The organism is Odoribacter splanchnicus DSM 20712 (assembly GCF_000190535.1).
Taxonomy (GTDB): Bacteria; Bacteroidota; Bacteroidia; order Bacteroidales; family Marinifilaceae; genus Odoribacter; species Odoribacter splanchnicus.
Window position 1 is genome coordinate 4,194,084 of sequence record NC_015160.1, and the last position, 24,823, is coordinate 4,218,906.

Here is a 24,823-nt window from a genome sequence, read left to right on the forward strand (position 1 = left end):
TAAAAACAAAGCTATGGTGACGAAGTATGCAGAGAAAGTAAAAATTTACAACCACTATACCAATTACAAAGGCAGGTTGTTTGTGAAAACTTTGTGTGATTTGTTCAACGATGCGGCCGAGGTACAGACCGAACTATATAAGGTGGATGTGGATACCTTGAATGCACAAGGGTTTACCTGGATGTTGCATCGTCTGCATATCCTGCTCCATAAGATGCCTTTAAAGGAAGAAATCGTGACTATCGAGACCTGGCCTTCGGGGATCGACCGTTTGTTTGCCTTGCGTGACTACCGGATGTTCCGGGAAGACGGGGAGGAATTGGTGCGGGCAACTTCCGAATGGATGTATATCGATATGAAACGGAGAAGACCTTTGCGTTTGCCGGAGAATGTCATTGCCATGAGTACGGAGCATAACATCCCTAAGTTGGTGTTGGCCCCTTTGCTGGATGAGAAGGAATTTGGCGGAGAGAGACAGGGAATACGCCATTTTACAGCGACTTTCGATAACATTGATTTTAACGGGCACGTGACTCAGGCTTCGTATGTCCGCTGGATTACCAATTCGCTGCCTTTCGGGTTTCTAAAAGAGCATGTGTTGACAGAAATTGAAGTGATTTATGCCCATGAGATTATGCCGGATAGTCAGATTCATTCCGCTTATCGCATGGAAGAACGGGGTGAAAATGAAGTGGTGGTTTGGCATGAAGTGAAAGACGAAACCGAGCACTTGACGCATTGTCAGGCCAAAACGGTATGGATGAAGCAGGGATAGAGTTGCTGAAACTCAGCAACTCTTAAAAAGGCAAATCGTCGGCTTCAGGCATCGGGGGGATATCTTCTACACGATATTCCGGTACGGGAATATTTGCCGGATTCTGGGGGGCTACTTTTTCAATCCGCCAGCCTTCGAGATTGGTAAAATAAGATACTTGTCCTTTATTTTCCCATTTTCTGCCCCGGATATTGAAATATACTTTAATATTTTCGTTTAAATCGATATTTTCGAGCAGGTCACACCGATCTTGTATCAATTGTACTTTTACGAAGTCATTCCATTGTGAGTTTTTTTCGTTCTCTACTTCGATGACAAATTCCCTTTTTTGGAACCGGTCACTGATGTGTTGGGTTTCTTCTTTGAAAATCAGTTTCCCGACTATTTCGTAATTCATGTATGTGGAGTTTTTTTGATTTAGCTAATTAAAAAGTGAAACCCGGGGGTATTACCTCGGGTTCACATTGAAGTTCCCTATAGGGAGATTATTTTTGATCAGCTTCTTTAGCGTCCGGTGTAACGATGTCTAACAGTTCGACTTCGAAAATCAGGGTTTCGTTCGGTCCGATGGAGCCGTTTCCTCTTGGGCCGTAAGCCTGATCCGACGGGATAAAGATTTCCCATTTCGATCCGACAGGCATTTGTTGTAAAGCAGTCGTCCATCCCGGGATTACCCGATTCAAAGGAAATTCTACCGGTTCGCCTCTTTTGATAGAAGAATCGAATTCAGTTCCGTCGATCAAGGTGCCTCTGTAATGTACTTTGACCATATCGGTAGCTGCCGGTTTTGCACCTTCTCCTTTTTTGATGATCTTGTATTGGATACCGTTAGCTAAAGTATCTACGCCAGATTTCTTTGCATTTTCTTCCAGGAATTTCTTTCCTTTTTCTGCATTTTCCGTTGCTTTTTTCATAGCCACTTCCTGCATGAATCCGTTCAGGAACATTTGGATTTCGCGTGGGTCTTTTCCCACTTCTTTTTTGGCTATAGCTGAATTCAAACCGGCGATCAAAGCTTCGCGGTTAACCTCGGAGAAACCCATTTGTTGCAGGCCTGAGCCGTACATGTAACCGATATAAAAACTGGCTGAGTCGGCCGTTGTTTTCAAAGAAGCAGAAGTTTGTGTCATGGAACCGCTGTTGTTACAGCTGATAGCCATTGCACCTACTGCCAGAGTAAGTAGTAAATTTTTAGCTTTCATGTTTTGAATTTTATTGAATTAAATTTTAATGTTTTAGATAATAGCCAACAGTTCGACATCGAAAATCAGGGTTTGGTTCGGTCCGATCGACTGACCTGCGCCGTGTGTGCCATAAGCCAGTTCGGAAGGAATATAAAGTTGCCATTTCGATCCTACAGGCATCAATTGCAGGGCTTCTACCCAACCGGCGATCACTCCGCTTACCGGGAATTCTGCCGGTTCGTTTCTGCGGATAGATGAATCGAAAACAGTACCATTGATCAGACGACCTTCATAATGACACTTTACCGTATCCGAAGCTTTGGGTTTCGGGCCATTGCCAGCAGTCAGGATTTTATATTGTAATCCGCTCGGAAGTGCAACTACGCCTTCTTTTTTCTTGTTTTCTGCCAGGAACTTTTCGCCTTCAGCTTTTGCCTCTTTTCCTTTTGCTTGCTGGAGTTTGTCGAAATAATCCTGTAAGATATTATTGGCTTCATCCGGCATGATTTCCGGCATCTTACCACTGAATACGACATTCAGACCGTCGATAAATGCTTCTGCATTGATCGTGGTTACTCCGGAAGAAATCAAATTGCTGGCAATGCTAAGTCCTAAGCTGTAGCTGACTTTGTCAAGTTCGTCTGTGTATTTCATTCTTTATCTATTAATTATTAATCGCGCAAAGATACACTAAAATGGTAAAAAGTAAAAAGTTAAGACTAAAAAGTGTTTGAATAAACACTTGTCTGTTTTACGTAAACTCTTTCTCCTCTGTTTCCCTTTTCCCCTCGATTCTTTTATTTCCCCCCCTTTTTTCCCTTTTCCCTTATACTTTTTCCCTTTAGCTTTTAGCTTTTAGCTTTTAGCTTTTAGCTTATAGCCTCTAGCTTTTAGCTTATAGCCTTTAGCCTTTTATCTGTCCATCGCTCAAGCAAATCTTCGAATCTGCCATCTCCGCCAGTTCCGTATCGTGAGTGACGATAACAAAAGTTTGTCCTAACTCGTCGCGTAAGGAGAAAAATAATTGGTGCAGTTCGTTTTTAGTATGTGTATCCAGATTACCCGAAGGTTCGTCGGCCAGGACCACTTTTGGGGAATTGATCAGGGCTCTGGCGACGGATACCCGTTGTTGTTCTCCTCCCGAAAGTTCTGACGGTTTATGAGAGATCCGGTCTTGCAATCCCATTAATTCCAGCAGTCCGAGTGCTTTTTTTTCGGCCTCTTTCCGGGGGACTCCCTTGATCCAGGCTGGCATACATACGTTCTCCAAAGCAGTGAATTCCGGTAGCAAATGGTGAAACTGGAAAACAAAACCGATATTGTTATTTCGGAAATTTGCTAATTTATTGGCCGAATAGTGAGCGACGTTGTCCTGTTCATACCATACCTCTCCTTCATCCGGGTAGTCTAAGGTGCCTATAATGTGCAGCAAAGTACTTTTCCCGGCTCCACTAGCCCCGACGATCGTCACAATTTGTTTTTCGGGAATGATCAGATCGATGCCTTTTAAAACCTGTAGTGTTCCGTAACTTTTTTTGATATTTTTGACCTCAATCATCCAATTTCTTTTAATTTTCGCTGTAAAGATAGGGAATAAAGTCAAAATAATATTTAATTTCGTGTGGAAAACGTCCCATTAAATTAGTCGAAAGTTTATAAAGTCTACAAAAAATTCTAAGTTCCCGCACCTGTGGGGGATTGACAATTGCCAGAGACCAGTTGACAATGAAACAGCACACTGGAAAGATCCATCGAACCAACTAAAAACCAATGCTTTATTCTTTATTCCTTTTTTCATTTGTCTTTACTTATTCCTTTTTCGATGGAAGCTTCGCTTCCAAATAATTGTCAATAGGTAATTGTCGTCTGTCAATTATTCTTTTGGTGGATTTCCACCAAAAGAATGGGACGTTTTATGATGCGTTTATTTTGCTTGTTATCAGTTTGTTATCTATGGTTTTGTGGGTTCGGTGGCAAGCAGGAGGGAAAGGTGTCGGATTCGGCTTTGTATGTCTTGAAAGATAAGGCTTATGGGCATATTTCTAAGGGCGAATATCAGGAGACGGAAAGAGTTTGTCAGGAGATTTTACAAAATACCGTTTGGGGAGGACAAGAATGGTTTTACACCTATGCCTTGATCTATCAGGGACAAGCACGGATCATGCTGGGCAAAACGCAGGAGGGATTACAGGATTTGCTCGGGGCAAAACGATTGGCTGAGATACAACACAATGATTCGGCACTTTGTTCGGTGTATAACGGGCTTGGGTTGTACGAACAAAATGTCACTTGTGACTATTACCGCTCTTTGAATTATTACCGGGAGGGGTGTGATATCGCCGAACGTTGCGGACACCGGTTGTTGTATTGTTTGTTAGTCGCTAATATCGCGGAAGTACTGACTTTAAGAAATGAAGAAGCCGGGTTGGAATATGCAGAGAAATGTTACCTGCTGGGCCGGCAGAATAATGATCCTTATCTGATCTATTGCGGGGCGATTTCTATGGCCCGCAATCTTTGTCTCAACCGGAAGATGGAAGAGGCCTGGAGATATACCCGTGAAGCGGATCGGTTGAGTAAACGTTATGACTTTAAAAATCGTTCGGATATTTATAATACATACGGAGAAATAGCGTTGGAAGCGGGGGATTATATGAAGGCCGGATTGTACTATGAGCAGGCGATCCGGGAACATGGTTTTTCACAGGCTGCTTATGTCGTGTCCACCTATGTCGGCTATGGACGGGCACTGATCGCTCAGAAAAAATACAAGTCTGCTTTGGAAAAATTACAGATCGGGAAAGAGATCTCTGAAAAAAATATCACTTCACTGTTCCGGCGGGAAGTCTACCTGTTGCTTTCAGCCTGTTACGATCGGTTAGGTGAGCCAAAAGAAGCCTTGGAATATTATAAGAAGTATACGGCTGAATCTTTTCGTTTGTATAACGAAGACAAAGAAAGGACAGAGAAGGAGTTGATGGTGAGGTATGAGACAGAGAAACGAAATAAGGAATTGGCTCAAAAAAATATGTTGTTACAAAAGGAACAGAATCGGGTGATGGCTTTGGTCGGGATCACTTTTGTCGTCTTGATCGTCGTTTTACTGTTCTACATCAATTATCGGAGAAAAAATCGATTATATAAACAGATTGTTCGGGAAAGTGTGGATTGGCTGGCGAAGGAAAGACAGTTTTCTAAGCGGATAGCAGAACAGGAGAAACAATTGCAGGAATTGATCGGTAAGGCCGGAGCTGTTGATGGAGGGCGTTATTCCGGTTCTTCGCTGAATAAAGATAGCCAGCAGGAATTATTCGGCCGGTTGGAGCGTTTAATGCAAAACGATCAGGTATATAAAAATAGTTTATTCACCCGGGAAAAAATGGCTGAATTATTGGGTACTAACCGTACCTATCTTTCGCAGACCATCAATGAACAAACCGGATTGACTTTTACGCATTATATGAATAAATATCGGATCGAAGAAGCCCGGAGAATATTGGCTGATCCACAGGACGATACACCGATAAAAGCAATTGCTGCCGATCTGGGATTCAGCTCGGTAACTACTTTTTATACTCTTTTCAAAGCTGCCGTTCAGATGTCACCGGACCAATACCGGAAACATGCCCGCTCGCTGAGAGAAAATAAATCTTAAAGAAATGCAAAAATTGTCCGTGTAAATTCGTACGATTTTTGTATTTTAACATTTATTTTTTACAAAAAAAGCAATTGCTGATTTTGGAATTGCTTTAATAATAAGGTGTTTTCCGGATTTGTTTTTCTTTGTCCTACTAAATCATTTTTAAGAATTTGTTATGAAGATAATGTTAAGGACTATGAAGAACGGATTTTATTTCCTGGGTGGGCTGTTACTTTTAGCCGGGGCCTGTACTGCGCCGGATTCGTACCGGTTGGTTGGAAATCTGAGCGGGTTAGCGGATGGTACCAGGATGCTTTTGGTACCGGCGGCAACACACAAACAAGAGAAGCCTATCGGTGAAGCTGTGGTGGAAGATGGAAAATTTGTTTTCGAGGGACAGTTACCCGAGCCGCGGTTGTTGAATCTGCAGGCAGAGGGGAAGCAGTTGTATTATGCCTTTATGCTGGAAAACGGTGAGGTGACTATAACAGGCGAAGCCGTCTCTACGACCGACGGAGATCGGGAAATGGTGACATTGAATAAGGCGGTTGTTACGGGTAGTAAGGCAGATCGGGAATTCCGGGAGAAAATAGCTTTCCGGCAGGAGTTGGATAAAGCTTATACTCGGTTACACCAAAAATACGAGGATATAAGCCGGCAGTTGGGGGAGGCCCGCCGTACCGGAAATGCGGTGAAGATAGATTCACTGAATCAAACCGAAGAGATGAAGGCCTATGCCAGAGACGAGAAAGCTTTCTTCACTCAGGTAGAAAAGCAGACTATGGCTTCGATCAAAGCGAATAAAGATAGCTATTGGGGACCTCTGTTGATGCTGTATTGCTTTAATTATTTTACCGAGGATCCTGCCCAGATTGAACTTTACAATAGTTTCCCGGAAGAAATACAAAATGGCTACTATGGGCAGTTGTTGAAGAAGGAACTGATCCCGGAGAATCTGATCGGCAAACGGTTACCGGCCTTTTCTGCTCCCGACCGGAATGGAAATATACACTCCGACAGCGATTTGCGTAAGAATAAAAAATGCGTTTTGATCGATTTTTGGGCATCGTGGTGTGGCCCTTGCCGGCGGGAAATTCCTAATTTGAAGAAAATTTACGAAGCATATGTAGACAAAGGGTTGGAAATCATTAGTATATCTATTGATAAGGAGGATAAGGCCTGGCAGAAAGCTTTGGATGAGGAACAGCTGCCCTGGCCTAATTTGATCGATCGGCAGGAGTTGTTCGGAGAGCAGTTTTACGGGCGTACGATCCCGGCTATTTTTCTGGTTACCGAAGACGGAATCGTACAGTATGATAAACTGCGGGGACAAGCGTTGTCCGATAAAATTGCCGAAATATTGAACTAACCGATACTTACTATAAAACTTATGAAAATGAAAAAAAATGTCCAAAACAAAAATTACCGGAGAGGGTGGCGTTTGTTGGCTGTGATCGGTATGCTTTTGTGTTTACCTTTATTACAGCTGAAGGCTCAGGAAATGCGAACGATTACCGGGCTTGTTGTCGATCAGAAGGGAGAAATACTGCCCGGAGCTACGGTGAAAGCGGTACAAGCTCCGGGAGTGAAAACCCTGATCGCTACTTCGACCGATCTCGATGGGAAGTTTAAGTTGAATATTCCGTCGGAGGTTACTCAGATTGAAGTTACTTTTGTCGGGTATAAAAACCAGCAGGTAGCCCTGAAAGGGAAAACCGATTTTAAAATTGTACTGACAGAAGATACCCAGGAGATGGAAGAAGTGGTGGTAACCGGTATGTTCACCCGTAAAGCGAATAGTTATACCGGCTCGGTTACCACAATCAAGGGGGATGAATTGAAAACGGTCGGGAATGGAAATGTCTTGTCCAGTTTGAAAAATATAGATCCTTCTTTTCTGATGGTTGAAAATCTGGAGGTTGGTTCGAATCCCAATGCGATACCCGATTTTCAGATGCGTGGACAGACCGGATTTACCGAAGTGGCCAGTGAATATCAGGAAAATCCGAATCAGCCGTTATTTATTTTGGATGGATTCGAGACGACGCTGACGAAAATTATGGACCTTGATATGAATCAGGTACAGAGTGTTACTTTGCTGAAAGATGCTACTGCTAAGGCTATTTATGGGTCGAAAGCGGCCAATGGCGTGGTGGTGGTAGAAACGATCCGACCGGAAAAAGGGAAAATGAAGATTACCTATACCGGAAGCCTGGATATCGAAGCTCCGGATTTATCCAGTTATGACTTGTGTAATGCCGAGGAAAAATTGCGGGCGGAATATCTGGCCGGTTTCTATACTTCTTCGACGGGATCTGCCACAGAACAGATGAATCTGGACAAAAGATATACGACCGTTGCCAGTGCTATCGCGGCCGGTGTCGATACGTATTGGCTGGATAAACCTTTGCGGGTGGGGGTCGGACAAAAACATTCTCTTTATCTGGAGGGTGGGGATGATTATATGCTGTATGGGATCGATCTGAGTTATAACAATGTGGCCGGAGTGATGAAGGGGTCGAACCGGAATACCCTGAGCGGAGGGATTACATTTTCATATAAATACAAAAATTTATTGTTCCGGAATAAGTTTACGATCGACGATAATAAATCGAATGATTCACCTTATGGTTCGTTCAGCGATTATGCTTACCTGAATCCTTATAACCGTTTGCATGACGAGGATGGAGAAATGGAAGATTCCTGGACGGGTTTGGTGACCGAATATAATTATCTGAAAAATGGCCTGATCAATACCCGGTTTGAAGACAGATACACGACGTTTACCGAAAATTTTTATGCCGAATACCAGGCGTTGCAAAATCTGCGTCTGACTGCCCGGTTCGGTTTGACGAAAAAGAACTCCGGTTCGGAAGATTATTATCCTGCCGGACATACCAATTTTGTCAGCTATACAGGGGATAATTTGTATAAGCGGGGTAGCTATTCCACCTATTCCCGTAAAGATAATAACCTGAGTCTGGATTTGGGGGCGGCTTATTCGATCTCAAAATTGAGGCATACGCTTTTTTTGAATGCCCAATACAGTATGAGCCGGGCGAAATATGACTATTATACGGTTGCTGTGCAGGGATTGGCCAATGATAATATGGATCATATTTCGATGGGGGTAGAATACAAGAATACCAAACCGACCGGTAGCGAAGGGATTACCCGGGACATGGGGTTCACCGGTTCTTTAAACTATTCTTTCGACGATCGTTATTTGTTGGATGTCAATTACCGGTTGAACGGTTCTTCCGATTTCGGGACCAATAACCGTTGGGGACATTTTTATTCCTTCGGTTTGGGTTGGAATCTGCATAAAGAGAGTTTCTTCAGTGATATAAAATGGATCGAGCGGATAAAATTCAGGGCCTCGACAGGTTATACCGGGTCGCAAGGTTTTAATTCTTATGATGCTATTGCAACCTTGAATTATTACCAAAGTGCTTATCAGGGCGAATTGGGGTCTTATTTGATGGGATTGGCTAATCCTGATCTGGCCTGGCAAAAGAAATACGACAATAATATCGGTGCGGATCTGAGTTTTTTGCAGGGAGCGGTGAATGTGCGTTTCGATTATTATGTTTCGACGACCAAAGGGACGATCACTTCGGTGACGACTCCGCCTTCTATGGGATTCTCTTCTTACATGGCCAATTTGGGTGAAGTGGAAAACAAAGGTTGGGAAGTGTACCTGAACGGCCGGATTTGGAGAGATACGCCAAGCCGGAGTTATGTGAATTTTTATGCGTCGGCGGCTGCCAATAAAAATATCCTCAAGAAAATATCTAATTCATTGAAAGCATTGAACGATAGCACGGATGAAGAGTACGACTCGTCTTCTGCTACCTCGGTACCTGTCCGTTACGAAGAAGGCCAGTCGATGAGTACGATCTGGGTAGTGAAATCTTTGGGTATCGATCCCCAGACCGGGAAAGAGGTGTTCGTGAAGAAAGACGGTTCGCTGACTTACGATTGGAGTAGTTCCGATTTTATTGCCGGCGGAGATACCCGTCCGAAGGTATCCGGTAATTTCGGTATCAATATGGAGTATCATGGGTTCGGATTGAATGCGGGTTTTACCTGGCGGCTGGGTGGACAAATGTATAATACGACTTTGTTGGACAAAGTAGAAAATGCCGATGTACATTATAATGTCGACCGGCGGGTTTTCACCGGACGTTGGAGTGAACCGGGGCAAGTGGCCCGTTTCAAGTCGATTACGGACGACTCCGAGACTAAACCTACGAGTCGGTTTGTTGAAGATTATAATCTGCTGACATTCTCTTCTTTGAATGTTTATTATGATTTCCGGGAGTGTCGTTTCATGGAAAAGAGTTTTCTGCAACGCATGAAAGCCACCTTTTATATGAATGATATTGCTACCATTTCTTCAGTGAAAACGGAACGCGGAACTTCTTATCCGTTTGCCCGTTCGTTCTCTTTCTCATTACAGGTAACTTTTTAAAACAGGACAACTATGAACAAATTAAGATACAATGTGAGCTTTTGGCTCGGTGCCTTGTTCCTTTTCGTGACGGGAGGATGTTCGGATTATTTCGATGTACGTCCGAAATCACAGGTGCTCGCCGACGAACTTTTTTCTACGGAAGAAGGTTTCAGCGACCAGTTGACCGGAGTGTACAAGAGATTGGCTTCGACCTCTTTGTATGGGCAGGAAATGACCTTCGGGTTAGCCGAAGCCTTGACACAAAATTATGATCTGGCAACAGGAAGCGAGTATTATGAGGCAGGCCTTTACAATTATGAGAATACGGCGGTGAAGAATAAGATCACTACGGTTTGGTCGCAGATGTATTCGGCGATTGCCAATCTGAACATTATGCTGGAGTATATCGATAAAAATCCGGCGATGTTCAGTGGGGATAATTATCGCATATACAAAGGGGAGGCTTTGGGATTGCGTGCTTTTTTGCATCTGGATTTATTGCGGATGTTCGCTCCTTCGTATGCTTCGAATGCACAAGCTCCAGCCATCCCTTATGTAATGACTTATTCGACAGCGGTAACCCCGCAGTCTACTGTCGATAAAGTATTGGATTATGTCATTGCGGATGCCCGGGAAGCTCTCGGGCTGCTGGAAACCGATCCGTTGTTTCTGGCCGATAGTCTGGAAGCTTATACTTATCGGAACGATCGTTCCTATCGGTTTAATTATTATGCCGTTGCAGCAACTTTAGCCAGGGCTTATCAATGGAAGGGAGGGGCCGATAATCTGGCGCAGGCTTTGGTCTATGCCCGGAAAGTGATCGAGGAAAAGAAATTTTCCTGGGTACACTATACTTCTATCACTTCGTCGAATGCTTACGAAAGGGATTTGTTGTTCGCTTCCGAACTGTTATTCCGTTTGAATGTGCTCGATATGGACGATATTATCGGGCCTTATTTTAAAGAACAGACCGATAAGACGAAAAAATTGTCTCCTTCCGAGGAAATGTGGGACGATATTTACGAAGTTTCGACTAAAGCGTATGGGCAGGATTGGCGGCATACTTATCATTGGACTTATAGTGGCAGTGATCCTTATCTGTCTAAATTCTGGCAGTATGAAAACGGTACATATAAAAATTTTATGCCTGTTTTGCGTTGGTCCGAAATGTATTATATCGCTGCCGAAGCTTCACTGAATACCGATTCCCGGCAGGCTGTCCGTTATCTTAACACTGTCCGGAACAACCGGTATCTGGATTTCGACCCGTTGGATGAAAACTTGCCGGTGACACAGATTCAAAATGAAATCTATAAAGAATACCGGAAGGAATTGGTGGGGGAAGGACAATTGTTTTACTATTATAAGCGCTTGAATTTTGCTTCTATTCCCGGGTCGGCGGTCAGCGGTAGCGACGATATCTATGTTTTGCCGATGCCGGAGAATGAGGTTGAATTCGGTAACCGGCAATGATTGTAGAACTGATAAATTGGATTATTATGATAAAATATATACTACTGGGAATTTGGGGATTACTCTTGTTGAATTCCTGCGAAAATGATGATTTTGTTTGGGGAAAAGAAGATTTTGCCCGGATTGTCGGCCCGGAGATCTGGACCAGAAATACAGATTCGATGACTTTTACCTTTTCGGTTTATCCGGAAGAGGTAAAGGAATTTGCTGTAGCGTCTTGTGTCGTGATACAAGGGAAAGTGGCGGATTACGACCGGACAGTGAAATTGGCTGTCGATCCGTCGAAAACAACTGCACAGGCATCCGATTATTCACTGCCCCGGGAAGTGATACTGAAAGCCGGTCAGGATTCGGTGGGGTTCGATATCCTGCTTTACCGGACGGAAGCGATGCAAACCGAAGAAGTACGTCTTCAGGTGAAGATAGACGGCTCCGGTGATCTGCAACCGGGAGTCGATGCGTGGTCTGCTTTGACTATCGCCTGGAACGATAAAATTACCAAGCCGGGCAATTGGGAGGATTTGACCGAATTTTTCGGTGACTATAGCGAGACCAAATACCGGTTTATTATTTCGACTTTGGGAGTCAGTCAGTTTACCTATGGAGAAGCAGAGGGGATGACTTGGGGAGAAATGTGGAACTATCGTTTACGGATGGTCGCTGCGCTGGAAGAATATAATGCCACCCATTCGGAGAATATGAAGGATGAAAATGGGGCTGTCGTTTCTTTTTAATTAATAAAAATAGCATATCATGAGAAGAATGAAATATAAAATCGGGGCTTTTTGCCTCTTGGCGATAGGACTTTGGGGATGTCTGGAGGATAAAGGCGTGTATGATTACGACTTCGGTGTGGCGCCTGAAATAAAGATAGATACGGTTGGAACGGATAAAACCGAACTGTTCCGGACCTGGGAAATCGGGGATACCATTCATTTTACGCCCCGGGTTACCTATAGTAAGCCTGAAAATCTGGTATACCGTTGGTTTGTTATGGATTCCGATTACAAACCGGAAACGGTGGGGAATACGACGGTGTATCCGCCGGCCGACACCATTTCCCGTACACTCGATCTGAATTATGTGGTGAGTCTCGAGGCGGGGAAAGCTTATCAGGTGTGGATGATGGCCAAAGATACGGTATACAATACGATGGGATTTTTTCTGGCGAGATCGTACCTGACTCTTCCTCAGGCGGGTTCTAAGAGTGGAATTTATTGTTTACAAGAAAAAGAGGGCCGGGTGGATGTCGATGTTTTCGGATCGAAAAGGACCTTGATTTTCAGCGGATCACAGGCTGAAGAATATTGGCACGAACAGGATTATTGGAGTGGTTTACATCCGGAACATCCTTTGGACGGTGAGGCTAAGCTGATTTTTTATTCTACTACGGGAAAATGGTATTATATCCTGACCGGACAGGAGGCTTTGCGTTGTTCACCTGCGAATATGGTGATTATGGATACCTGGAACGATATGTTTTATTCAGCGCCCGAATACGGTCCTGAGGCGATGATGTGTGTGAATAATTGTGATTTCCTGATCAATAACGGAAGGTTGCATTGTCTGTATATTCAAAGTGCCGGTGACCGGAAGTTTCCGGTAGCGATGAGCGGTACGTATGATCTTGCTCCTTACCTGGCTTCGGCTACGATTGCGGGTTGGGGGCCTGTGACCGGGGCTATCGGGGCTTACCAGGTGGTTTTCGACAAAGAACAGAACGGTTTCCGGCCTTTCTTCAACCGGGCTTCGTCATTGAGCCGTTTTAGTGAAGCGGATGCTGAAGCGGTATTCGATGTGAACCATATGAACGGGGAGTTGGTGTATTCGGCCACCGTAAACGGAGGTGAGACGATGGCGGTGATGAAACGTGACGGTGGGTATTGGATGGATGTGGCTTGTTTCTACAATGTCGTGGATAATGGAAAGCTGGCTCGTTACTCCCGTTCCCTGGCCGGATGTGAGAATTTAGACCGGGCCACTTGTTTTACTTCGACCAATGCAGGCTCCGTTTTGTTTTATTCGGTCGGTAATACTTTGTATTCTTATAGTTATACTACCGGGCAAACGGAATCTGTAAAAGTGTGGAACTCGGATGACGACGACGAAGTCATTACTTGTCTGTATATGATCGGAACGGGGGGATTCCCGACAGCCGGACGTGTTTTGTGGGCTGCCGTATGGAATGAAAAAACTCAGGAAGGAAAGATCGTAGAATTTGAAGTGAGTCCTACTACCGGAAAGATTGAAGACATGTACGGACCGATGTTCGGAGGGCCGGCCAATAGTCCGAGTATCTTCTCCGGTTTCGGTAAAGTGATCTCGATGACACAAACGATTTAGGCTGGGAAACAGACGTTGGGGCAAAGGTGTGTTAGTAAACGTTACAGAGGGAGCATGAGACAGGTTATCCTCCGTAACGTTTACCCCCTCTGTAACTTATGTTTGTAAAACTGAATTTTTCAAAAAAAGTTTGACTATATGAAATTTAATATTACTTTTGCAGCGTCAAAAACCGGCACGCGGGCGTGGTGGAATTGGTAGACACGCTAGACTTAGGATCTAGTGTCGCAAGACTTGGGGGTTCGAGTCCCTTCGCCCGTACAAAAGTAGGGAAGCCACCTTATGCGAGGTGGCTTTTTTCTGATTGAGAAGAGAGTTAGTCATATATAATAACAATTGCTATAATTCAAGAATGGCATGAATATAACGAAAAACCAGATCGACGATCTGAATGCAACCATTAAGATCGAACTAGGTAAAGAAGATTACGCCGGCCGCGTAGAGAAAGCATTGAAAGATTATCAGAAGAAAGTAGTAGTAAACGGCTTCCGTCCAGGAAAAACTCCGATGGGAATTGTGAAAAAAATGTACGGAAAATCTTTATTGGTAGATGAAATCAATAAAGTTTTGGGAGAGTCGTTGAATAACTACATCAAGGAGAATAACCTTCAGATTCTGGGCGAACCGCTTCCGAACGAGACTGAACAGAAGGAACTGAACCTGGAGGATGAAAATTTCGAATTCCTGTATGATATCGCTTTGTCTCCTGAGGTGAATGCCAAAATGAGCAAACGTGAAAAAATACCTTTCTATACCATCAAAGTTGACGATGAAATGATCGACAAACAGATCGAAAGCATCTGTAAAAACAACGGTAACATGATCGCTGTAGATGAGATCGAAGGTACCGAATACCTGAAAGGGGAATTGATCGAATTGGACGCTGACGGAAATGTGAAAGAAGGAGGTATCAAAAACGAAGATGCTTCGATGTCGGTATTCCACATGAAAGATGAAGAAGCTGTAAATGCTTTCAAGGGTAAAAAAGCAGGTGAGGAAGTGAAGTTCAATGCAGTGAAAGCATACCCGAACAAGACCGATTTTGCTGCTATGTTGGGTGTCACGAAAGAAGAAGCCGAACATGCCGGTGAAAACTATTGTTTTATCGTCAAAGAAATCAAACGTTATATCGATGCAGAAGTAAACGAAGAATTGTTTACTAAATTGTATGGGGAAGGAGTGGTCAAAGATGCAGCGGATTTCCGTAATCGCGTGAAGGCAGATATCGAAAATCAGCTGAAAGGACATTCTGAATACCGCTTTACCATCGATGCCAAAGAAAAACTGATAAAGAAAAATGAAGATGTCGTTCTGCCCGAAACTTTCCTGAAAAGATGGATTGTGGCTGTCAATGAAAAGATGACTCCTGAAGAAGTGGAGAAAGATTTCGAAGGCTACCGGGATGAATTTAAATGGCAGCTGGTGAAATCGGCTATCGTGAAAGATTATGATGTGAAGGTGGAAGCCGAGGATATGAAACGGGAAGGACGCCAGATCGCTGCTGCCCAGCTGCAACAATACGGGTTATACGGATTGACCGACGAACAGCTGGACGGATTTGCAGCTAAATTGCTGGAAGATGAAAAACAGCGTCAGCATCTGTATGAAAGAGCTTTAGATAACAAAGTCTTCGACGTGATCCGGGAAAACGTGAAGCTCGAAGAACAAGAGATTTCTATGGCTGATTTCGAAAAATTATTCCAGAAATAAGATTTTAGGAAATAATATGGGAAAAGCCTTGCTATGCAGGGCTTTTTTCTTTAAACACCCGGAGGGGAACGGGATATGAAGGAGGTTTGCGCGTGAGCATGTATCAGACTCATATATTGAAAAATGGATTGAAGGTCATTCATCAGCAGGTGGACGGTAAAGCTGCCTGGTGTGGATTGATTATCGGTGTCGGTAGCCGGGACGAGCGCCCGGAAGAAGAGGGGATCGCTCATTTTATCGAGCATGTGATTTTTAAAGGGACGGAGAAAAGAAAAGCCTTTCATATCCTGAGCCGCATAGAAGATGTGGGAGGAGAACTGAATGCTTATACGACGAAAGAAGATACTTGTATTTATGCTTCCTTCCTGGCCAGGGATTATGAACGGGCTTTGGAATTGTTCGCCGATATCGTGTTTCATTCGGTATTTCCCGAAAAAGAGATAGAGAAAGAAAAAGAGGTAGTGATCGATGAGATCAATTCTTACAAAGATAGTCCGGGCGAATTGATTTTCGACGATTTCGAGGAACTGATTTATCCGGATTATCCGATCGGTAGAAATATCCTGGGAAGCGAGAAGGCGGTAAAAGGCCTCCGGCGGGACGATATTATCGATTTCGTCAAACGGAATTACCGGCCGGGAAGAATGGTGATCAGTTCGGTCGGGGATATTCCTTTCGATAAACTGGTCCGCCTGATTGAAAGATATTTCGGAGATATTCCCGGGGATCCGGCTGTATTGGTTCGTGAACGTCCCGGGATATACTTGCCCCGGCAGAAAGTGATCGATATGGATACTTATCAGAATCATTGTATTATAGGAAACGTCGCTTACGATTATACCGAAGATAAACGTCTGGCTTTTTCTCTTTTGGTCAATATCCTGGGGGGGACGGGGATGAATTCCCGTTTGAACCTGAATATCCGGGAGAAATACGGACTGGCTTATAACATCGAAGCTTCCTATACCCCCTATTCGGATACGGGGGTTTTCACGATATACTTCGGCTGTGATGCCGGCGATCTGGACAAGTGTCTGCGACTTTGCCGGAAAGAGATGGCGGCTTTGGGGGAGGAACTTTTGGGATATAACCAATTGCGTAAAGCCAAAAATCAGATGATCGGGCAGATCACCCTGGCGTCGGAAAATTATGAAAATATGATGCTGTCCAGTGGCAAGAGCTTTCTTATTTATGATAAAGTGGATGAACTGGAGGCGGTCTGTGAAGAGGTAGGAGGTATTACCCCTGAGTTGCTCCGGCAGGTGGCCCGGGAGATTTTTGCTCAGGATAAACAATCGGTTTTGATCTATAAATAAAGAAAGTATGTTGGACTTGGATGCTGAACTGGAAGAATATATCGGATTGCACTCCGAACCGGAACCGGAAATATTGCAACAGTTGTCGAGGGCTACTCATCAGAAGATTTTAAGACCCCGGATGTTGTCGGGAAATCTGCAGGGGCAATTCCTGAAGATGCTGTGCCGGATGAACCGGGTCCAACGGGTGTTGGAAATCGGGACATTTACCGGTTATGCAGCCATCTCGATGGCGATGGGCATGGGAGAGAAAGGCGTGCTCCATACCATCGACATCAATGACGAGATAGAAGATTTTACGCGTAATTATATCGAACGTAGCGGACTGGCCGGACAGATCGTTTTTCATATCGGAGATGCCTGTGAGATAATACCCGGGCTGGATGAATGTTTCGATCTGGTATTCATCGATGCCGATAAAAGGCAATATACAGCGTATTACCGGCTGGTATTCGATAAGGTGCGGCCGGGAGGTATCATTGTGGCTGACGATGTGCTGTGGGACGGTAAGGTCACGGAAAAAGATACCCGCGATGCGCAAACACGCGGGATACTGGAATTTAATGAGTTGGTGCAGGCCGATACCCGGGTAGAAAATCTGTTGTTGCCTGTGCGGCATGGATTGATGCTGATCCGGAAGAAAGATTAGGAATCGGAGATAGAAATTGAGTGAATTAATTTTATCTTTGTAAGGATATAAACAGAGCATAATTATGAGACAATATTTGGATTTGCTGGACCGGATTTTGAGTGAAGGAGCAGAGAAAACAGACCGTACCGGAACAGGGACGATCAGTGTTTTCGGTCATCAGATGCGTTTTGATTTACAGGCAGGTTTTCCTTTGCTGACCACCAAAAAATTGCATCTCAAATCGATTATCTACGAATTGCTTTGGTTTCTGAAAGGAGACACCAACGTCAAATATTTACAGGATCATGGTGTGAAGATTTGGAACGAATGGGCGGATGCCGACGGGGATTTGGGACATATCTACGGTTATCAATGGCGTTCATGGCCCCGGCCCGACGGGACCCATCTGGATCAGATCGCACAGGTGGTCCACGATATAAAAAACAACCCCGACTCCCGGCGTTTGATTGTGAGTGCCTGGAATGCCGGAGACATTGAAAATATGGCTTTAGCTCCCTGCCATGCTTTATTCCAGTTTTATGTGGTCGGTGGCAAATTATCCTGCCAGCTCTACCAACGTAGTGCCGATACTTTTTTGGGAGTTCCCTTCAATATCGCTTCTTATGCTTTGCTGACCCTGATGATGGCCCAGGTTTGTGGTTTGCAGCCGGGTGAGTTCGTACATACCCTGGGGGATGCCCACATATACCTGAATCATATCGAACAGGTCCGTCTGCAATTGTCCCGCGAACCCCGCGCTTTACCGCAGATGCATATCAATCCGGCTGTGAAGGATATTTTGGGTTTCCGCTATGAAGATTTCGAATTGACCGGCTACGATCCCCATCCGCATATCAAAGGAGCGATTTCGGTATAAATCGTGGTTCAGTCTTTTTTCCTGAATCGGTTTTTATATTCCAAAACTTCTTTGAGTAGTTGAGGAGACATCGGATGATCGATCGGATTCAGCAGACTGTCCGTTACGACGATTCGGCCTGAATGTTTCTTTTCGTATATCGCTTCGGGGGTGACAAAGGCGTAATTTTCTTCGGTACCTGTCAGGTGAAAAAGCGGGCGCAGGCTGTCGGTGAGAAAATGGCCCATGCTGTAATCTCCGGGAGGATTCGAAACACCGAAGAGGGTATGCATCAAAGTCGGCACAATGTCGTAATGAGTGGTTGTATGGTGATAGTTCCGCGGAGCTTGTCCGGGTTCGTAATAAATGAAAGGCACGTGAATCTGTGCATCGGAATAATTACTGCCGTGACCCCAGTAATTTTTTTTATTCTCATTGAATTCCTGACTGTGGTCTCCGGTAATGACCAGGATCGAATTGTCTAAGAGTCCCTTGTGTTCGAGTTCTCCGACGATACTTCCAACCAGGGAATCTACATACCAACCGCAATTTCTGTAGAGGTTGAAAAATGGCGTGGCATCCATTTCATTATTCAGCGCCATATAATTGGCATACTCCCAGGAAGGTTCGAATTTATGACGGTGAGGAGCCGGAATGGAGATGGCATGCAACAAATCATAGAATAAAAAAGCAAAAAACGGTTTGTCGGGTTTTTGGTCCAGATATTGAAGAAAGTCGGCCGTCAGCCGGGTATCGCGGTCGAAAGGAGTTGCCCCTTGGGTTTCTGTCCGAAGGTGCGGAACTTCCCCGAAAATAATCCGGTCGAAAGGCGGATTTTGAAGAGTTGCACTCGGAAAGGTCTGAACGTCATACCCCTGTTCGAGCAGGGTTTGGATGAATAAAGGAGAGGTCCCCGATAGTTCGAAAGCTTTCCAATAGGTAGGAGAAATTCCGAAGAACAAGCCGAAAATACTTCCTCGTGTACCGCTGCTGGAACTCAGATGATGGGTGAAAACCGAACTACGGGTTGCGAAACCGGAGAGGTTCGGCATGGTCTCTGTATCGAATATCCGTGGATTCCAGGAATCCAGAAGGATAAAAATAATATTTTTCCGTGAAACGGTATCATTTGAAATCAACGGATGTAACGGATAGGTGATACCGGTATTGAGAGTGGTGTTGTCGTTCAGTTGCGGATGGGAAACCGGGTGATGGATAATTCCTAATTTTGCCATTAACTTGTTTGCAGTCAATGGATAAAATTGTGGCAGGCAGGTTGCGACATTTTGTATCGAAAATTGGTTTGAAGCAGCGGCATAGGCATGCACTAAATGTGCACTTAAAGTGCTGCATACAAAGAGAACGAGATATAAGATAATTTGCCGTCTTCTCAAACGCTGATAAAAGCGGTAGGCTATCCATATTATGCCGGAAAACAGGAATCCCACAGCCAGGATAGTCAATGCAAATCTGAGAATCAAAGACGTTTCGAAATTGAACACTTGTCCGGCATCTTGCCCGAAAACCATGTCCAGTACCAAACCGTTGATATGGAATTTGTATAGCTGAAAGACCAGGCCGTTCAGGTAGGCTATGATATTCAACAGGAAATAAAAGGTAATCAGTAGACCTTGGTTGAAACGGGGGAAAGGGCACGCCAGCGACATCAGGATATATAGCAGATAGGGAATTAAGGCAAACAGACCGGCATGTGCAAAAGCCGCAACGAGGTAGTAACCGTATCCGGCGAAATCGGTGGTCGAAGCGATATTGCTTTGCAACAGATAGAGAAAGAATTGTAAGAACAGGGTAAAAGATCCTGCAATATAGATTGCAAATCCCAGTTGGAGGCGGTTTGGTAAAGTGTTCATTTTATTTATCGATAACTTGCTGGAAAACATTCGTCAGATTCTGTACGTATTTTTCTATGGTATAATGGGTGATGATCCGCTGGTATCCGGCTTCTCCGAATGCTTTCGTTTTTTCGGGATCCCGGGCCAGTGTTCCGATACTGGCTGCAATGGCTTCCGGTGAGTCGGGGCGGATGATCATACCGGTCTGTCCGTCGACCACCAATTCCCGGAGCCCGGGAATATCGGTTACGATACAAGCTACCTTACAAGCCATAGCTTCACGCAAGCTGCGGGGGGAAGCATCCCGGATAGAGGGACAGATGCAGACATCTTTACCCGGCAGAAAATGGACGGCATCCTTACGCAGACCGAGCATATGAATCCGGGCTGCTGCCGGCCCTTGTTGGGCCAGTTGGTAGTCGGCTTCATCGTAATCGCCCAAATGAATCAGATGTACCCGGGGATCCTCAATCAGATGCATACCTGCAATCAGTTGCCGGAGACCTTTGAAAGGACGGTGTTTGGTATTGGCCAGGCATACGATTTGAAAAGCATCGTCAGGAATGCCCTCGACCGACTGGGGGTGAGTGAAAGCATCCTTCATCCAGTTGACATCGTAAGGTTTGGGATTTACGGTCATCTTGGCCGGAGAAATAAATTTAGACAGCTGTTCTTTGATGTCCTGGGTGGCACACATCATGTGAGCTACCCTTGGATTTAGGGTGCCTAGATAATAAGTCAGATCACTCCTTCTGATTTTAGCCTGTGTACCCCGGTAACCGACGACTTTAACCTGAGTTCCAAGTGTTGCGAATAGGGCATTGGACAGATCGGAACTGTTAATGGCATAGATGACATGGATCTGATGGGTTTTAATAATTTTACGGATACACTGAATAGTCGGCCAATTAAATTTCTTACGGAAATAAGGCACTTCGATGCCTGTGATGTCTTTGGGAATAGCTTTATGCTCGTCTTCAGTGGTATAAGTGACATAAGTGTTGAAGCCTTTGGCCTGAATGGCTTTCAACATGCCATAATTTATAATATCAATTGTGTGGGATACACAAAGTAAATTCATCATTTTAACGGGTCGGTTACGGGATTTAGCCTGACAAAGTTATGGAAAATTTTTATAATATGCAATCCGACTGATTTATAAAGTCTGTTTACAGCCTGAATATTCCGTTTTTTTTTTCGGGATTGTCGTTTTATGTCCTATTTTTGTTGAATATTTAAGTATTTAAATTTGAAAAAATATGGAATTAGCGATTATAGTTGCTGCTGCTGAAAATCATGTGATCGGAAGGGATAATGGATTGATCTGGCATTTATCGGCAGATTTGAAGCGATTTAAAGCGCTGACGACCGGTCATGCGATATTGATGGGACGGAAGACTTTCGAATCGATGGGAAGAGCGCTGCCCAATCGAAGAAATGTGGTGATTTCCGGTAATCCCGGTTTTGTCGCCCCTGGTGCCGAGGTGGTGCCGGATATCCCGAAAGCTTTGGAACTGCTAAAAGGGGAAGAACGGGTATTTGTGATCGGAGGAGGCTCGATCTACCGCGAATTTTGGGATAAGGCTTCGCAGTTATATCTGACAGAAGTACATACCTCTCCCGAGGGAGATACTTTCATTCCTGCCATAGATCCGGATAAATGGGAATTGATCGGCCGTGAAGATCATTATGCCGATGAGAAAAATGAATTCGATTACTCATTTCTCGATTATCGTTTAAAGGCTGAATAGGGTTGAGTTATCCGAAAATCTTTTTTCGGATAGCCTTCGACCGTTCTTTCCGCTGATCTCTTCGTATGGAATAATGATTGTATTTCAACATCAGCCGGATACATGCTTCCTGATCGAAATTCCGGCATTGCGCATATTTTTTAGCCAGAAAAATATAGAGTTCGTCGCTGATGAACATGCGTCTGAAATTTTTACAACCTTCTTCGAGGTTCATCGGTTTAAAAGTCATCCGGTTGATATCCACCAGGGAAAAATGGTATTGTCCGTCTATTTGTGCGATAAGTACATTCCCCGGCGAATAGTCTTCATGGCAAACTCCTTTTTCGTGTAAAGCAGCTGTAAACTGTGCAAATGCAGTCATCAAAGCTTCATTGCCCTGTAACGGTCCCTGGTAGTATTCCCGGATTTCCCGTCGGTAAGGGCATTGCAGGCTGATATAATAACTATAATGTAGTAATCCTCCCTTAAATTCTTCGATATAAGCGATCGATTCAGGGGTTTCGAATCCCCGTTTGATGACTTCGAAAGCATTGTTGTAAGCCCGGCAAGCTTTGGATTTCCGGAAAAAAGTATAAGCGATCCGGTTAATGAAAATCGGAACCCGGTAACGTTTTACGTTTATTTCCAGACCATTCACCTTGAATTTCTTGATCGTGTTCCGTCTGTCCTGGACGATTTCTCCACCTGCGTTGAAATTTTGGGGGAGGGTTTCGATGAAGGTATAGAGAGATTTATATTGGGGATTGAGTATAATTTTCCTCATTTATTCCTTTTTATCTAATAATACGTAGATGACTTCAGGCAATAAAAACCTTCGTTTATTTGTCGGGCAAAGATAAAGAATCTTTTAGGATGTACAAATTTTATCATTCTAATACTAACCGGGATAGAATTCGCCGGCTTATCGCACCGGATGATTTTTCGCTACCAAAATAAACAAACATTTAAATTGGAGGCGATGAAAATATCCGTGGTTATTCAGACTTATAACTCAGAACAATTTTTGGAACGGGTACTGAATTCGGTGAAAGAATTCGATGAAATTGTGGTGTGTGATATGTATAGCACCGACCGTACGATTGAAATAGCCCGAAAGTTCGATTGTAAGATCGTGTATCATAAGAAAACCGATTTTTGTGAACCGGCCCGGAATTTTGCCATACACTCGGCTACTTATGATTGGGTGTTGGTGGTCGATTCGGATGAAATTGTTCCTGCGGACTTGAAGGATTATTTATATACTCTCCTTCGGGAACAGCGTGCTATCGGTGGAGTTTGGATCCCACGGAAGAATTATTTGATGGGAAAATTCATACATGGGGATTATCCGGATTATATCTTACGTTTTTTCCGTAAGCAAAATGCTTTTTGGCCTCCATATGTACATGCAGTTCCCCGGGTAGAAGGAAAGGTGGTCCGGGTGCCCCGTAATAAAAAAGAGCTGGCTTTTATTCATTTAGTCAACAATCCGCTGGAATTGAAGTTGAATAAACTGAATATTTACACCAGCAAAGAGATCCCCAAACGTACCGGACAGAAATATACTTTTCTTAGTATTTTTTATGCTCCGGCATATCGTTTTTTCAAGTCTTATATTTTGAAGGGAGGTTTTCGGGATGGGAAAGCCGGTGTGATCAATGCCGGAATGGATGCCTTTTATAAATTTGTTACAATCGCTAAAATCTGGGAAAACCGGATAAAGAAACAGGATATATCGAAGGAGTTGTCGGAATAGGAAATTATATTGATTTTTATGCGTTTGCTCGGTGTTTTTCATTGTATCGATATTATAAATTACCATATGCTTCAGGCGATGAGGGGGAAGGGGATCGAAACCTATGCAACTTATACTTCTGATGAAGAACGAGAGGCCTTGCCTAAGGAATGTGTGGCTTTGAGAATACCTCATTTTAAAAGTAAATTTAAATATGCCTCTATCAAGGAGGTGCGTTCGATTATAAAGAAATATCGTATCGATGTAATCTATGCTTCGAGTAGCATCGATTTATCCATTGCATTGTTCGCTTCCTGGGGGACACCTGCCCGGGTGGTAGGGTATCGGGGCACGCAGGCTAAAATCAGAAGGAGCGACCCGACTTATTATCTGGGTATTCTCAATCCACGCATAGCCCATGTGATGTGTGCAACGGAAGATATAAAACAACAACTTGCCCGGTTTATTTCTCCGGATCGAATGACTGTGTCTCCGAAACCCTACGAGGTTATGTGGATGGAAGATGTATGGGCTCATCCTAAATCCGTAGCGGGAATACCGTCGACCGCTTTTCAAGTTATATGCCTGGCCAATACCAAGGGAAGATCTTTTAAAGGATTACGGATTTTGATCCGGGCTTTGGAGCTACTGACCGATACGGACATCCACTTGATCTATTTGGGGGAGTATGATAAAGCCGACTATAAATTGGCACAAAATGGCCCTGCTGCGAAACAAATACATATGTTAGGTCCTCATAAAGATGCTGTTTATTATTTACCGGGTAAAGATGTCTGCATCTGTCCTTCGACCCGTGATGCCTCTCCCCGTAGTTTACGTGAAGCGATGGCCTGTAAAGTGGCCTGCATCGTAACGGATATTCCGGGGGCCCGGGATTTGGTCGTCGACGGGCGGACAGGTATCATCGTACAGGCCGGATCTCCGCAAGCGATTGCCGAAGGGATCCGGGTTTTGGCTGCTGACCGTGCAAAAACCAAAATGATGGGAGAAGCCGGTTATCAGCGAATCAGGACAGATTATACCATGGAGGAGTATGTACGGAGACTGAAAGGAGTATTCGACGCAATAATGACAAAATGATATTCTAAACAAAACGGTAA

General features: G+C 44.2%; 21 protein-coding genes and 1 tRNA gene. 15 read left to right on the forward strand and 7 right to left on the reverse strand.

Features of this window, described 5'->3' with window-relative positions:
- The first annotated feature begins 13 nt into the window (after positions 1-13).
- The gene (locus ODOSP_RS17790; RefSeq protein WP_013613663.1) at positions 14-775 is read left to right on the forward strand and encodes an acyl-[acyl-carrier-protein] thioesterase; all 762 of its coding nucleotides are present in this window, start codon (positions 14-16) and stop codon (positions 773-775) included.
- Positions 776-797: 22 nt separating this feature from the next.
- On the opposite strand, the gene ODOSP_RS17795 is transcribed toward ODOSP_RS17790, so the two are convergent.
- The 4 genes from ODOSP_RS17795 to ODOSP_RS17810 all read right to left on the reverse strand — a co-directional run bounded on the left by ODOSP_RS17795 (position 798) and on the right by ODOSP_RS17810 (position 3,517).
- A complete protein-coding gene (locus tag ODOSP_RS17795) occupies positions 798-1,172 on the reverse strand; it encodes a DUF3127 domain-containing protein (RefSeq protein ID WP_013613664.1) in 375 nt (124 codons plus the stop codon).
- 88 nt (positions 1,173-1,260) lie between these two features.
- Complete coding sequence (locus tag ODOSP_RS20440; protein WP_013613665.1) at positions 1,261-1,977, reverse strand: FKBP-type peptidyl-prolyl cis-trans isomerase; 717 nt, start codon at positions 1,975-1,977, stop codon at positions 1,261-1,263.
- A 33-nt stretch (positions 1,978-2,010) separates the two neighbouring features.
- Positions 2,011-2,613, reverse strand: coding sequence for an FKBP-type peptidyl-prolyl cis-trans isomerase (locus ODOSP_RS17805; RefSeq protein WP_013613666.1), 603 nt, complete (start codon positions 2,611-2,613; stop codon positions 2,011-2,013).
- A 250-nt stretch (positions 2,614-2,863) separates the two neighbouring features.
- A complete protein-coding gene (locus ODOSP_RS17810) occupies positions 2,864-3,517 on the reverse strand; it encodes an ABC transporter ATP-binding protein (RefSeq protein WP_013613667.1) in 654 nt (217 codons plus the stop codon).
- 357 nt (positions 3,518-3,874) lie between these two features.
- Here ODOSP_RS17810 and ODOSP_RS17815 point away from each other — a divergent pair, with 357 nt between their 5' ends.
- The 11 genes from ODOSP_RS17815 to ODOSP_RS17865 all read left to right on the forward strand — a co-directional run bounded on the left by ODOSP_RS17815 (position 3,875) and on the right by ODOSP_RS17865 (position 18,405).
- A complete protein-coding gene (locus tag ODOSP_RS17815) occupies positions 3,875-5,614 on the forward strand; it encodes a helix-turn-helix domain-containing protein (RefSeq protein WP_013613668.1) in 1,740 nt (579 codons plus the stop codon).
- Positions 5,615-5,795: 181 nt separating this feature from the next.
- Positions 5,796-6,968: a TlpA disulfide reductase family protein gene (locus tag ODOSP_RS17820; protein WP_013613669.1), complete on the forward strand. Its 1,173-nt coding sequence runs from the start codon at positions 5,796-5,798 to the stop codon at positions 6,966-6,968.
- Between the two features lie 27 nt (positions 6,969-6,995).
- A complete protein-coding gene (locus tag ODOSP_RS17825) occupies positions 6,996-10,073 on the forward strand; it encodes a SusC/RagA family TonB-linked outer membrane protein (RefSeq protein WP_013613670.1) in 3,078 nt (1,025 codons plus the stop codon).
- 12 nt (positions 10,074-10,085) lie between these two features.
- Positions 10,086-11,528, forward strand: a complete 1,443-nt coding sequence (locus tag ODOSP_RS17830) for a RagB/SusD family nutrient uptake outer membrane protein (RefSeq protein WP_013613671.1) — start codon at positions 10,086-10,088, stop codon at positions 11,526-11,528.
- Positions 11,529-11,554: 26 nt separating this feature from the next.
- Positions 11,555-12,262, forward strand: coding sequence for a DUF4843 domain-containing protein (locus ODOSP_RS17835; protein ID WP_013613672.1), 708 nt, complete (start codon positions 11,555-11,557; stop codon positions 12,260-12,262).
- A gap of 19 nt (positions 12,263-12,281) precedes the next feature.
- Entirely contained in the window at positions 12,282-13,871 is a 1,590-nt protein-coding gene (locus ODOSP_RS17840) for a PKD-like family lipoprotein (RefSeq protein WP_013613673.1), read from the forward strand.
- Between the two features lie 179 nt (positions 13,872-14,050).
- Positions 14,051-14,132: transfer RNA gene (locus ODOSP_RS17845), tRNA-Leu, on the forward strand.
- Positions 14,133-14,228: 96 nt separating this feature from the next.
- A complete protein-coding gene (tig, locus tag ODOSP_RS17850) occupies positions 14,229-15,581 on the forward strand; it encodes a trigger factor (RefSeq protein WP_013613674.1) in 1,353 nt (450 codons plus the stop codon).
- 98 nt (positions 15,582-15,679) lie between these two features.
- Positions 15,680-16,897 carry a M16 family metallopeptidase gene (locus ODOSP_RS17855; protein WP_013613675.1) on the forward strand — a complete coding sequence of 406 codons (1,218 nt, stop codon included), beginning with the start codon at positions 15,680-15,682 and terminating at the stop codon, positions 16,895-16,897.
- Between the two features lie 7 nt (positions 16,898-16,904).
- The gene (locus ODOSP_RS17860) at positions 16,905-17,546 is read left to right on the forward strand and encodes an O-methyltransferase (RefSeq protein ID WP_013613676.1); all 642 of its coding nucleotides are present in this window, start codon (positions 16,905-16,907) and stop codon (positions 17,544-17,546) included.
- A 64-nt stretch (positions 17,547-17,610) separates the two neighbouring features.
- Entirely contained in the window at positions 17,611-18,405 is a 795-nt protein-coding gene (locus tag ODOSP_RS17865; RefSeq protein ID WP_013613677.1) for a thymidylate synthase, read from the forward strand.
- A gap of 8 nt (positions 18,406-18,413) precedes the next feature.
- Here ODOSP_RS17865 and ODOSP_RS17870 read toward each other — a convergent pair whose 3' ends face one another.
- Together ODOSP_RS17870 and ODOSP_RS17875 are read right to left on the reverse strand one after the other, a co-directional pair.
- Entirely contained in the window at positions 18,414-20,255 is a 1,842-nt protein-coding gene (locus ODOSP_RS17870) for a DUF3413 domain-containing protein (protein WP_013613678.1), read from the reverse strand.
- Position 20,256: 1 nt separating this feature from the next.
- Complete coding sequence (locus ODOSP_RS17875) at positions 20,257-21,270, reverse strand: glycosyltransferase (RefSeq protein ID WP_013613679.1); 1,014 nt, start codon at positions 21,268-21,270, stop codon at positions 20,257-20,259.
- 226 nt (positions 21,271-21,496) lie between these two features.
- On the opposite strand from ODOSP_RS17875, the gene ODOSP_RS17880 reads away from it, so the two are divergent.
- Positions 21,497-21,988 carry a dihydrofolate reductase gene (locus ODOSP_RS17880; RefSeq protein ID WP_013613680.1) on the forward strand — a complete coding sequence of 164 codons (492 nt, stop codon included), beginning with the start codon at positions 21,497-21,499 and terminating at the stop codon, positions 21,986-21,988.
- Between the two features lie 7 nt (positions 21,989-21,995).
- On the opposite strand, the gene ODOSP_RS17885 is transcribed toward ODOSP_RS17880, so the two are convergent.
- Positions 21,996-22,751, reverse strand: a complete 756-nt coding sequence (locus ODOSP_RS17885) for a lipopolysaccharide kinase InaA family protein (protein WP_013613681.1) — start codon at positions 22,749-22,751, stop codon at positions 21,996-21,998.
- Positions 22,752-22,946: 195 nt separating this feature from the next.
- Here ODOSP_RS17885 and ODOSP_RS17890 point away from each other — a divergent pair, with 195 nt between their 5' ends.
- Both ODOSP_RS17890 and ODOSP_RS17895 read left to right on the forward strand, forming a co-directional pair.
- Complete coding sequence (locus ODOSP_RS17890; protein WP_013613682.1) at positions 22,947-23,723, forward strand: glycosyltransferase family 2 protein; 777 nt, start codon at positions 22,947-22,949, stop codon at positions 23,721-23,723.
- Between the two features lie 18 nt (positions 23,724-23,741).
- A complete protein-coding gene (locus ODOSP_RS17895; protein ID WP_041557054.1) occupies positions 23,742-24,803 on the forward strand; it encodes a glycosyltransferase in 1,062 nt (353 codons plus the stop codon).
- The last annotated feature ends 20 nt before the right edge of the window (positions 24,804-24,823 follow it).

Coding starts and splice junctions, on each gene's coding strand:
- ODOSP_RS17790 (WP_013613663.1), top strand. CDS start 14: ATGGTGACGAAGTATGCAGAGAAAGTAAAAATTTACAACCACTATACC.
- ODOSP_RS17795 (WP_013613664.1), bottom strand. CDS start 1,172: ATGAATTACGAAATAGTCGGGAAACTGATTTTCAAAGAAGAAACCCAA.
- ODOSP_RS20440 (WP_013613665.1), bottom strand. CDS start 1,977: ATGAAAGCTAAAAATTTACTACTTACTCTGGCAGTAGGTGCAATGGCT.
- ODOSP_RS17805 (WP_013613666.1), bottom strand. CDS start 2,613: ATGAAATACACAGACGAACTTGACAAAGTCAGCTACAGCTTAGGACTT.
- ODOSP_RS17810 (WP_013613667.1), bottom strand. CDS start 3,517: ATGATTGAGGTCAAAAATATCAAAAAAAGTTACGGAACACTACAGGTT.
- ODOSP_RS17815 (WP_013613668.1), top strand. CDS start 3,875: ATGATGCGTTTATTTTGCTTGTTATCAGTTTGTTATCTATGGTTTTGT.
- ODOSP_RS17820 (WP_013613669.1), top strand. CDS start 5,796: ATGAAGAACGGATTTTATTTCCTGGGTGGGCTGTTACTTTTAGCCGGG.
- ODOSP_RS17825 (WP_013613670.1), top strand. CDS start 6,996: ATGAAAAAAAATGTCCAAAACAAAAATTACCGGAGAGGGTGGCGTTTG.
- ODOSP_RS17830 (WP_013613671.1), top strand. CDS start 10,086: ATGAACAAATTAAGATACAATGTGAGCTTTTGGCTCGGTGCCTTGTTC.
- ODOSP_RS17835 (WP_013613672.1), top strand. CDS start 11,555: ATGATAAAATATATACTACTGGGAATTTGGGGATTACTCTTGTTGAAT.
- ODOSP_RS17840 (WP_013613673.1), top strand. CDS start 12,282: ATGAGAAGAATGAAATATAAAATCGGGGCTTTTTGCCTCTTGGCGATA.
- tig (WP_013613674.1), top strand. CDS start 14,229: ATGAATATAACGAAAAACCAGATCGACGATCTGAATGCAACCATTAAG.
- ODOSP_RS17855 (WP_013613675.1), top strand. CDS start 15,680: ATGTATCAGACTCATATATTGAAAAATGGATTGAAGGTCATTCATCAG.
- ODOSP_RS17860 (WP_013613676.1), top strand. CDS start 16,905: ATGTTGGACTTGGATGCTGAACTGGAAGAATATATCGGATTGCACTCC.
- ODOSP_RS17865 (WP_013613677.1), top strand. CDS start 17,611: ATGAGACAATATTTGGATTTGCTGGACCGGATTTTGAGTGAAGGAGCA.
- ODOSP_RS17870 (WP_013613678.1), bottom strand. CDS start 20,255: ATGAACACTTTACCAAACCGCCTCCAACTGGGATTTGCAATCTATATT.
- ODOSP_RS17875 (WP_013613679.1), bottom strand. CDS start 21,270: ATGTTGAAAGCCATTCAGGCCAAAGGCTTCAACACTTATGTCACTTAT.
- ODOSP_RS17880 (WP_013613680.1), top strand. CDS start 21,497: ATGGAATTAGCGATTATAGTTGCTGCTGCTGAAAATCATGTGATCGGA.
- ODOSP_RS17885 (WP_013613681.1), bottom strand. CDS start 22,751: ATGAGGAAAATTATACTCAATCCCCAATATAAATCTCTCTATACCTTC.
- ODOSP_RS17890 (WP_013613682.1), top strand. CDS start 22,947: ATGAAAATATCCGTGGTTATTCAGACTTATAACTCAGAACAATTTTTG.
- ODOSP_RS17895 (WP_041557054.1), top strand. CDS start 23,742: ATGCGTTTGCTCGGTGTTTTTCATTGTATCGATATTATAAATTACCAT.